Source organism: uncultured Cardiobacterium sp. (assembly GCF_938028185.1).
GTDB lineage: Bacteria > Pseudomonadota > Gammaproteobacteria > Cardiobacteriales > Cardiobacteriaceae > Cardiobacterium.
In genome coordinates, this window is record NZ_CALJAH010000358.1 from 1 (window position 1) to 8,448 (window position 8,448).

At 62.1% G+C, this 8,448-nt stretch carries 10 protein-coding genes; 2 read left to right on the forward strand and 8 right to left on the reverse strand.

Translation table 11 applies throughout. The features are described from left to right. Positions 1-45: 45 nt before the first annotated feature. The 8 genes from Q0349_RS10530 to minC all read right to left on the reverse strand — a co-directional run bounded on the left by Q0349_RS10530 (position 46) and on the right by minC (position 6,083). On the reverse strand, positions 46-1,515 hold the full coding sequence (locus Q0349_RS10530) for an NAD(P)(+) transhydrogenase (Re/Si-specific) subunit beta (protein WP_298080888.1): 1,470 nt from the start codon (positions 1,513-1,515) through the stop codon (positions 46-48). A gap of 70 nt (positions 1,516-1,585) precedes the next feature. Beyond that, the gene (locus Q0349_RS10535; RefSeq protein ID WP_298080889.1) at positions 1,586-3,118 is read right to left on the reverse strand and encodes a Re/Si-specific NAD(P)(+) transhydrogenase subunit alpha; all 1,533 of its coding nucleotides are present in this window, start codon (positions 3,116-3,118) and stop codon (positions 1,586-1,588) included. Between the two features lie 157 nt (positions 3,119-3,275). Further along, positions 3,276-3,479 (reverse strand): glycine zipper 2TM domain-containing protein, encoded by a 204-nt coding sequence (locus Q0349_RS10540; RefSeq protein ID WP_298080890.1) that lies wholly within the window; start codon positions 3,477-3,479, stop codon positions 3,276-3,278. A 97-nt stretch (positions 3,480-3,576) separates the two neighbouring features. Further along, positions 3,577-3,792: a hypothetical protein gene (locus Q0349_RS10545; protein WP_298080891.1), complete on the reverse strand. Its 216-nt coding sequence runs from the start codon at positions 3,790-3,792 to the stop codon at positions 3,577-3,579. A gap of 26 nt (positions 3,793-3,818) precedes the next feature. Then, positions 3,819-4,214: an RNA-binding S4 domain-containing protein gene (locus Q0349_RS10550; protein ID WP_298080892.1), complete on the reverse strand. Its 396-nt coding sequence runs from the start codon at positions 4,212-4,214 to the stop codon at positions 3,819-3,821. Then, positions 4,211-4,510 carry a cell division topological specificity factor MinE gene (gene minE / locus Q0349_RS10555; RefSeq protein ID WP_298080893.1) on the reverse strand — a complete coding sequence of 100 codons (300 nt, stop codon included), beginning with the start codon at positions 4,508-4,510 and terminating at the stop codon, positions 4,211-4,213. The genes Q0349_RS10550 and minE overlap by 4 nt, the downstream gene beginning before the upstream one ends. Positions 4,511-4,513: 3 nt before the next feature. Continuing rightward, positions 4,514-5,326 carry a septum site-determining protein MinD gene (minD, locus tag Q0349_RS10560; RefSeq protein ID WP_298080894.1) on the reverse strand — a complete coding sequence of 271 codons (813 nt, stop codon included), beginning with the start codon at positions 5,324-5,326 and terminating at the stop codon, positions 4,514-4,516. A 49-nt stretch (positions 5,327-5,375) separates the two neighbouring features. Continuing rightward, positions 5,376-6,083, reverse strand: a complete 708-nt coding sequence (minC, locus tag Q0349_RS10565) for a septum site-determining protein MinC (protein ID WP_298080896.1) — start codon at positions 6,081-6,083, stop codon at positions 5,376-5,378. A gap of 74 nt (positions 6,084-6,157) precedes the next feature. On the opposite strand from minC, the gene argE reads away from it, so the two are divergent. Next, a complete protein-coding gene (gene argE / locus Q0349_RS10570; RefSeq protein ID WP_298080897.1) occupies positions 6,158-7,291 on the forward strand; it encodes an acetylornithine deacetylase in 1,134 nt (377 codons plus the stop codon). A gap of 133 nt (positions 7,292-7,424) precedes the next feature. After that, complete coding sequence (locus Q0349_RS10575) at positions 7,425-8,357, forward strand: glucokinase (RefSeq protein WP_298080899.1); 933 nt, start codon at positions 7,425-7,427, stop codon at positions 8,355-8,357. Positions 8,358-8,448 lie beyond the last annotated feature (91 nt).

Sequence of the window (8,448 nt, forward strand, 5' to 3'; positions counted from 1 at the left end):
CCTCACCCCAAGGGAGGGGCTTATCTGCCGAATTGTAAACAGCTCCTAGCCGCGCAGTGCGGCTAGGATGGCATCAACGGTCACCTTGGCGTCGCCGAAGCACATTACGCTGTTTTCGTTGAAAAACAGCGGGTTCTGCACGCCCGCGTAGCCGGTGTTCATCGAGCGTTTGAAGACGACGACGTTCGCCGCTTTCCATACTTCCAGCACCGGCATTCCGGCGATGGGTGAGTGCGGGTCGGTTTGTGCGGCGGGATTGACGGTGTCGTTCGCGCCGATGACCAGCACCACGTCGGTTTCCGGGAAGTCTTCGTTGATTTCGTCCATTTCCAGCACGATGTCGTACGGCACTTTCGCCTCGGCGAGCAGCACGTTCATGTGACCGGGCAGGCGTCCGGCGACGGGGTGGATGCCGAAGCGCACGTTCACGCCCTGTTTGCGCAACAGTTCGGTGATTTCGGCGACCGGGTATTGCGCTTGCGCGACCGCCATGCCGTATCCGGGGGTGATGATGACGCTGTGCGCGTTTTTCAGCATTTCGGCGACGTCTGCTGGCTGCACTTCGCGGTATTCGCCGACTTCTTCGCTGCCGCCCGCACTGCTGCCGTCCGTGCCGAAGCCGCCGGCGATGACGGAGATGAAGGAGCGGTTCATCGCGCGGCACATGATGTAGGAGAGGATGGCACCGCTACTGCCGACCAGCGCGCCGGTGACGATGAGCAGGTCGTTGGAGAGCATGAAGCCTGCCGCAGCGGCTGCCCAGCCGGAGTAGGAGTTGAGCATGGAGACGACCACCGGCATATCCGCGCCGCCGATGGAGGCGACCAAATGCCAGCCGAAGGCGAGCGCAATCAGCGTCATCAGGGTGAGCGCGGCGATGGCAGCGGCGCTGCTCGCGCCGTTGCTGATGACCATTGCCGCTTCGGGTTTGCCGTTTACGAGGCGGTAGAGGGTTTCGACGGTTTCGTGCGGGTTGCTGCTTTTGAGGAAGACGACGAGCAGGATGAGCGAGGCGACGAGGGCGGCGAGGTTCAGTTTGTGTTTGCCCGGCAGTTGCAGCGGTTTGCTGCTGATTTTGCCGTTGAGTTTGCCGAAGGCGACGAGCGAGCCGGTAAAGGTTACCGCGCCGATGAAGACGCCGACGAAGACTTCAACGAGGTGGATGGTGTGCATTTCCGGGGCGACGTCGCCGGGGGCGGCGTAGCTGCTGATGCCGACGAGGACTGCGGCGAGGCCGACGAAGCTGTGCAGGAGTGCTATCAGTTCGGGCATTTGCGTCATTTCGACTTTGTGCGCCTTGTGGATGCCGAAGGCTGCGCCAATCACCATCGCAAGGATGATGTAGCCCAGTCCGGCGCTGTCGCTGTAGAGGGTAGCGACAAGGGCGATGGCCATGCCGATGATGCCGTAGAGGTTGCCGTTTTTCGCGCTTTCCTGCCGCGACAGTCCCGCAAGCGAGAAGATGAAGAAGATGGCGGCGACGATGTAGGCGGCGGTGACGAGTCCGTGATTCATGGGGTTTCTCTGTTGTGGTTAAGGGGGGAATCTGTTGTCGGACGGCGGTGTCCGCGCAGTTGTTCGGCGTTCAGCCTTTTCGGAACATATTGAGCATCCGCCGCGTGACGTAGAAGCCGCCGAAGATGTTGATGCTGGCGATGAGCACCGCGACGAAGGCGAGCGCGGAGACGAAGCCGTTGCCGTGGCCGATTTGCAGCAGTGCGCCAACGACGATGATGCCGGAGATGGCGTTGGTCACCGACATCAGCGGGGTGTGCAGCGAGTGGCTGACGTTCCAGACGACGTAGTAGCCGATGACGCAGGCCAGCACGAAGACGATGAAGTGGTTGAGGAAGGCGGCAGGCGCAACCGCACCAACCCAGAGGATGAGCGCAGCACCAATAGCGGCAGGCGCGAGGCGTTTCCACAGCGGCGCGGGTTTCGGCGCTTCTTTGGCCACTTCGGCGGGTTTTGTCTGCTGCGGCGCGGCGGAGACTTGTATCGGCGGCGGCGGGAAGGTGATGTCGCCGTCGCGGGTGACGGTCATGTTGCGGATGATGACGTCGTCGAAGTCGAGGGTGATTGCGCCGTCCTTGTTCGGCGAGAGCAGTTTGGCGAGGTTGACGAGGTTGGTGGCGTAGAGTTGCGAGGACTGCCCGGCGAGGCGGTTCGCCATGTCGGTGTAGCCGATGATTTTGACGCCGTTGTCGGTGATAAACAGCTCGCCCGGTTTGGTCACTTCGCAGTTGCCGCCGGTCGCCGCCGCCAGGTCAACGATGACGGAGCCGGGTTTCATGCTGGCGACCATCTCGGCGGTAATCAGTTTCGGCGCGGGTTTGCCGGGAATGGCGGCGGTGGTGATGATGATGTCCACCTCACGCGCCTGTTCGGCAAAGAGTTTCATCTCGGCAGCGATAAATTCTTCGCTCATGACTTTGGCGTAGCCGTCGCCGCTGCCGCCGGATTCTTGCGGGAAGTCGAGTTTGAGGAATTTGCCGCCCATCGATTCGATTTGTTCGGCGACTTCGAGGCGGGTATCAAACGCCTTGACGACGGCGCCGAGCGCGTTCGCCGTGCCAATCGCCGCCAGTCCGGCGACGCCTGCGCCGATGATGAGCACTTGCGCGGGCGGGACTTTGCCGGCGGCGGTAATCTGCCCGGTGAAGAAGCGGCCAAAGGCGTTCGCCGCTTCAATGACGGCGCGATAGCCGCTGATGTTCGCCATCGAAGACAAGGCGTCCAGCGCCTGCGCGCGCGAGATGCGCGGCACCATGTCCATCGCCAGCACGTTCACTTTTTTCGCGGCCAGTTCTTTGACCAGCTCCGGGTTCTGCGCCGGCCAGAGGAAGCTGACCAGGGTTTGTCCGGCGGTGAGGCGGGCGATTTCGGCGGCGTTCGGCGCGTTTACCTTGTAAATCAGCGGGCATTGCCAGACGGCAGCCGCATCGGCCAGGGTTGCGCCTGCGGCCTCATAAGCGGCATCGGCAAGGCTTGCGCCCTGTCCGGCGCCACGTTCAACCACCACGGCAAAGCCGAGTTTTTGCAGTTGGGCAACGGTCGCGGGGGTGCAGGCAACGCGGGTTTCGCCAGCGAGGGTTTCTTTGGGGATGCCTATGTTCATCGTCTTGTCCTTTTGTGTGGGTAACGGGAAGCCCCGCAGGCGGGGCGGGAAGGCGGTTATGATACAGGAAAGGCGCTGATGGCGGGCGGGCGTCCCGGTTCGCGCATATAAAAAAACCGCCCCGAAGGGCGGTTTTTTTATGGCGTTCTGCGATGTCTCAGTGTACCTGGCTGCCAATCACGCCGCCGAGGGCTGCGCCGCCAAGGATGGCACCGGTGTCGCCACCGATCATGCTGCCCGCCGCACCACCAACTGCCGCACCGATGGCGGTGTTGCGCTGGGTGGTGTTCAGGCCATTACAGGCGGCGAGGGATGCGCCGAGGGCGAGCAGTAGGGCAGTTTTGCCAATTACGGTTTTCATGGTTTTCTCCTGTGAGTCAGCACTTTTGTGCGCGCGCAGTATGGCATAGCCGCGGCGTTTTCCGCCTGTACAAAGCCTTACTGTACGGCAATTGCGCTTATTGTTTGTCCACGGCATCCAGTTGTTGTTGGGTGTGTTCTACGCCCGCTTCCAGTTCTTTTTTCGCCTTGTTGACGGTTTTGTCCTGGTACTGGAGCATCGGGTTGTCCTGGCGTGCGCTGGATTCGGGTGTGGTCACGGTTTTCGGCTTGTTGTCGTCGCAGGCAGTGAGGGCTGCGGCAAAGCCGAGCAGGATGAGAGCGGTTTTTTGCATGGTGTTCTCCGGTGGATTGGGAAAGGTCATTCGCCGCCGTGGCGGAAGGCGCGGATTTGGCGACGGTCGCGTTTGTCCGGGCGGCGGTCAGGGTAGTGGACGAGGTCGCGCGCGGCTTGTTGTTGCGCGTGCAGCTCGGCGCGGCGGGCGATGCTGTCGGCGGTTTCGCTGTAGTACGTCTGCGCGATACTCGCCGAGACCCGTTTGGCGGCGCAGTGTTCGACGAGGACGTCCCAGATTTGTTCGCCGTGTTTGTCGATGTGCAGCCGGTCGCCGTGTTTCAGGGCGCGTGCCGGTTTGGCGCGCTGCTCGTTGACGAGGACCTGGCCATTTTCAATCGCCGCCTTGGCCAGCGCGCGGGTTTTGTAGAAGCGCGCCGCCCACAGCCATTGGTCGAGGCGGACGCTGTCGGTGTCGTTCATGTTGCGGTTTCTGCGCTGTTTTCGCTTTCTTCCGCCGGGCTTTCTTTGCTGTGCAGGTTGATGTTGAGTTCGAGCATTTCGGTTTCGCCCTTGCGCGAGATGTCGGCGCTGATGTCCGCCAGGTCAATGGCGAAGTATTTTTTCACGACTTCAAGGATTTCCTGCTTCATGGTTTCGAGGAATTGCGGCTGGCTGCCTTGGCTGCGGCGGTGGGCGACAATAATTTGTAGGCGCTCTTTCGCCATCGCCGCCGAGTTGTTGGGGCGGTTTTTTTTGAAGAAGTTGAACAGGCTCATGCTTTAGCCTCCAAAGAGTTTGGAAAAGATGCCTTTGCGTTTGGCATCGAGGAAACGGTGTGGCAGATCCTTGCCGAGGAAGCGTTCGACCAGGTCGGAGTAGGCCTGTCCTGCCTGGCTGTCGGGCAGGAGGATGACCGGTTCGCCCTGGTTGGAGGCGGTAAGCACGGTTTCGGATTCGGGAATGACGCCGAGCAGTTTGATGGAGAGGATTTCGATGATGTCTTCCACCGAGAGCATTTCCTGCTGTTGCACCCGTTCCGGGTTGTAGCGGGTGATGACGAGATGCTCGGTGACGGGGTCTTCACCCCGCTCGGCGCGACGCGATTTGCTGGCGAGGATGCCGAGGATGCGGTCGGAGTCGCGCACCGAGGAGACTTCGGGGTTGGTGGTGATGATGGCGTCGTCGGCGTAGTAGAGCGCCATCAGCGCCCCCTGCTCAATCCCGGCGGGGCTGTCGCAGATGATGTAGTCAAATTCCATCGTTTTGAGGTCGTCGATGACTTTGCCGACGCCTTCTTTGGTGAGCGCGTCCTTGTCGCGGGTTTGCGAGGCGGCGAGGGTATAGAGGTTTTCGACGCGCTTGTCCTTGATGAGTGCCTGATGCAGGTTGGCTTCGCCGTTGATGACGTTGACGAAGTCATACACGACGCGACGCTCGACGCCCATGATGAGGTCGAGGTTGCGCAGGCCGACATCGAAGTCGATGACGCAGGTTTTGAAGCCCTTGAGGGCGAAGCCGCAGGCGATGCTGGCGCTGGTCGTGGTCTTCCCTACTCCGCCTTTGCCTGAGGTTACTACGATGACTCTACTCATGTTTTTTATCTCTTGAGGATTTGTGGCCGGGCATTATAGCGGTGATGTGCTATACCGACACGATTTGCATACTTTCATCAGGATTGAGGCTGATGAAGACATTTTTGCGCACGGGATTGGCTTGCAGTTGTTCCTTGTCCTGATAGAAACCGGCGATGGAGACGAGTTCGGCGTCCAGTTCGTGACAATAAATATGGGCGGCGAGGTTGTGCTGTCCCCCGGCGAAGGCGCGACCGCGAAGAATGCCATGCACGGTAATGTTGCCGTCGGCGTAGATTTCCGCGCCGGAGCTGACCGTGCCGACGATAATCAGGTCGCTGTTGGCGGCGATAACGCGCTGGCCGGAGCGGATGTTGTGGCGAATGACCCGGGTTGGCGCCAGTTTGGGCGCGGGGGGCGGTGGTGGCGGCGCGGGTTCTTCGCTTTTCTCAACCTTTTTTGCCTCGACGCTGGTGCGCACTTCCGCCAGTCCGGCGGCGATGAGCGCGCTGCGTTCCACCGGCGCGCCGCAGACGCCAACCAGACCGAGCTTGTGCCGTTCAAAAATCCGTTTCAGCGTTTTCAGCCATTTGGTATCCGGCTTGAACCCTTCCAGCGCGGAAAAATCGGCGACCAGCGGTTGCGTCGTAAAAAAATCGGGCGGCACCTGCGCGATTTTCTCGCTCAGGGCAACATCAATCTGCGCCGTATCGGCATCTTGCAGCAGGACGGCGGTGACGCTGACACTGCGGCCTTTGAAAGGAAGGGGATCGCTCATGGTTTTGCTGACAATTCGTTGAAAAAGCGGCATGATAAAGTTTTCAAACAGGGCGCTCAAGGCGCATGAACCCCATGAACCCCATCCACGACACACTGGCACAACTCGTCGCCTTCCCCAGCATATCCGGCAGCGACATGGGCGCGCTGCTCGACTGGACAACCGCCCAACTCGCGCCCCACGCCAGCCATTGCCAACGCCTGCCCAAAACGGATAACTGCAACGAGGCGCTGCTCATCCGCATTGGCGACGGCACGGGTGGCATCGTCCTCGCCGGACACCTTGACGTCGTCCCCGTCGCCGGACAACCGTGGACGGGCGACCCCTTCACCCTGCGCGCAGAAGGCAGCCGCTACTACGGGCGTGGCGTCTGCGACATGAAAGGCTTCTTCGCCTGTGCGCTCGCCGCCATCGCCCAACTGCCGCCGCTGCGCGCGCCGCTCTGGCTCGCCATCAGCACCGACGAAGAAATCGGCTGCTGCTCTGCGCCCCGCCTCGCCGCAGCCTTGCAACAACACGGCGCGGGCGACGCCTGGGTCTGGGTCGGCGAACCGACGCTGATGCAGCCGGTAGTCGCGCACAAAGGCATCACCAACCTGCGCAGCACCCTGCACGGCCAGGCCGCGCACAGCAGCCAAATCGGCCACCAGGGCGCATCCGCCATTCACGCCGCCGCGCACCTTGTCGCCGCCATCGAAAACACCATGCGCGAACTGCAAGCCGAAGGCCGCCTCGACCCACACTTTGACGTGCCGCACAGCACCCTGCACGTCGGCAAAATCGCGGGCGGCACGGCAGTGAACATCATCGCCGACCGTTGCCAAATAGACTGGGAAATCCGCCACCTGCCCGGCGATAACTACGACACCATCCGCGCCCGCATCGACGCCGCCGCCCGTGCGCTGGAAACCCGCTACCCCGGCCTGAGCATTGATACCGTACCGACCACCGCCACCGTCGCCGCCCTGCAAGACCGCGACAACACCGACTGGCTGACGCTGCTCGCCGCCCACCTGCCCGGCGCCAATAAACAACACGTCGCCTACGCCACCGAAGCGGGCGCCTACCAACAGGCAGGTTTCCCCACCCTCATCTGCGGTCCCGGCAGCATCCGCCAGGCACACCAGGCCGACGAATGGATTGAGACGGCGCAGTTGCGCCAATGCGCCGCCGCATTGCGCGCCGTCATCGCCGCCCGCTGCACATAAAAAAAGCCGCTTCAAGAGAAGCGGCAAACATTTCAGGTACATATAATAAATTAGAGGCGCCGATTATACACAACGCCACACAAAAATGACGGAAAAATTACCCAAAACCCAACCCGCTAACCCGGAGACAACCATGACAACCCGCAGCCTGCTCGCCGACATCGGCGGCACCAACGCCCGCTTCGCCCTCTACGACGACAGCGGCATCCACACCATCCAAACCCTGGCCACCGCCGACTACCCCACCCTGCAAGACGCCATCCGCGCCTACCTGCACCGCCAAAACGAGACAGTCGCGCAAGCCGCCATCGCCATCGCCAACCCCATTACCGGCGACCACATCCAGATGACCAACCACCACTGGAGCTTCACCATCAGCGCGCTACAACGCGAACTGCACCTCGAAAAACTGCGCGTCATCAACGACTTCACCGCGCAAGCGCTTGCCATCCCCCGCCTCGCCGACAGCGAAAAACGCATCGTGCGCAGCGGCAATGCCGTCGCCAATACCCCGATTGCCGTCATCGGCCCCGGTACCGGCCTCGGCGTCTCCGCCCTCATCCCGGACGGCCACGGCGGCTGGATAGCGCTCGCCAGCGAAGGCGGCCACGTCAGCTTCGCCCCGCGCGACGACGCTGAGCTCGCCATCTGGCAATACGCGCGTGCGCGGCACGGCCACATCTCCGCCGAACGCCTGATTAACGGCGCCGGACTGACCCTCATCAACAACGCCCTCGCCGACCGCGAAGAAAACCGCAGTCCCGCCGCCATCACCGCCGCTGCACTGGCGGGCGAAGCGCGCGCACGGGCGGTACTGGATCACTTCACCTCCTTTCTGGCAAGTGTTGCCGCCGACCTCGTCCTGACCCTGGGCGCGCGTGGCGGCGTGTACCTCTGCGGCGGCATCCTGCCGCGCATCGCCGACTACCTCATCAATGAAAGCCCGTTCAACACGCGCTTCACCGACAAAGGCCGCTTCACCGCCTACCTTGGCGCTGTCCCCGTCTGGCTCGTCACCGCCAAAAACCCCGGCCTGACCGGCGCCGCCGCCGCGCTGGATAACTAGGCGCTGTTTACAATTTAGACCTCCCTCCTCCGCAGGGCGAAACCCGCAGCGGGCGGTTCCGTACGTAGGGTGTGTGGCGGCGTAGCCGACA

Bases quoted from the DNA above. Each gene is read 5' to 3' on its own strand.
- Q0349_RS10530 (WP_298080888.1), bottom strand. From the start codon at position 1,515: ATGAATCACGGACTCGTCACCGCCGCCTACATCGTCGCCGCCATCTTC.
- Q0349_RS10535 (WP_298080889.1), bottom strand. From the start codon at position 3,118: ATGAACATAGGCATCCCCAAAGAAACCCTCGCTGGCGAAACCCGCGTT.
- Q0349_RS10540 (WP_298080890.1), bottom strand. From the start codon at position 3,479: ATGAAAACCGTAATTGGCAAAACTGCCCTACTGCTCGCCCTCGGCGCA.
- Q0349_RS10545 (WP_298080891.1), bottom strand. From the start codon at position 3,792: ATGCAAAAAACCGCTCTCATCCTGCTCGGCTTTGCCGCAGCCCTCACT.
- Q0349_RS10550 (WP_298080892.1), bottom strand. From the start codon at position 4,214: ATGAACGACACCGACAGCGTCCGCCTCGACCAATGGCTGTGGGCGGCG.
- minE (WP_298080893.1), bottom strand. From the start codon at position 4,510: ATGAGCCTGTTCAACTTCTTCAAAAAAAACCGCCCCAACAACTCGGCG.
- minD (WP_298080894.1), bottom strand. From the start codon at position 5,326: ATGAGTAGAGTCATCGTAGTAACCTCAGGCAAAGGCGGAGTAGGGAAG.
- minC (WP_298080896.1), bottom strand. From the start codon at position 6,083: ATGAGCGATCCCCTTCCTTTCAAAGGCCGCAGTGTCAGCGTCACCGCC.
- argE (WP_298080897.1), top strand. From the start codon at position 6,158: ATGAACCCCATCCACGACACACTGGCACAACTCGTCGCCTTCCCCAGC.
- Q0349_RS10575 (WP_298080899.1), top strand. From the start codon at position 7,425: ATGACAACCCGCAGCCTGCTCGCCGACATCGGCGGCACCAACGCCCGC.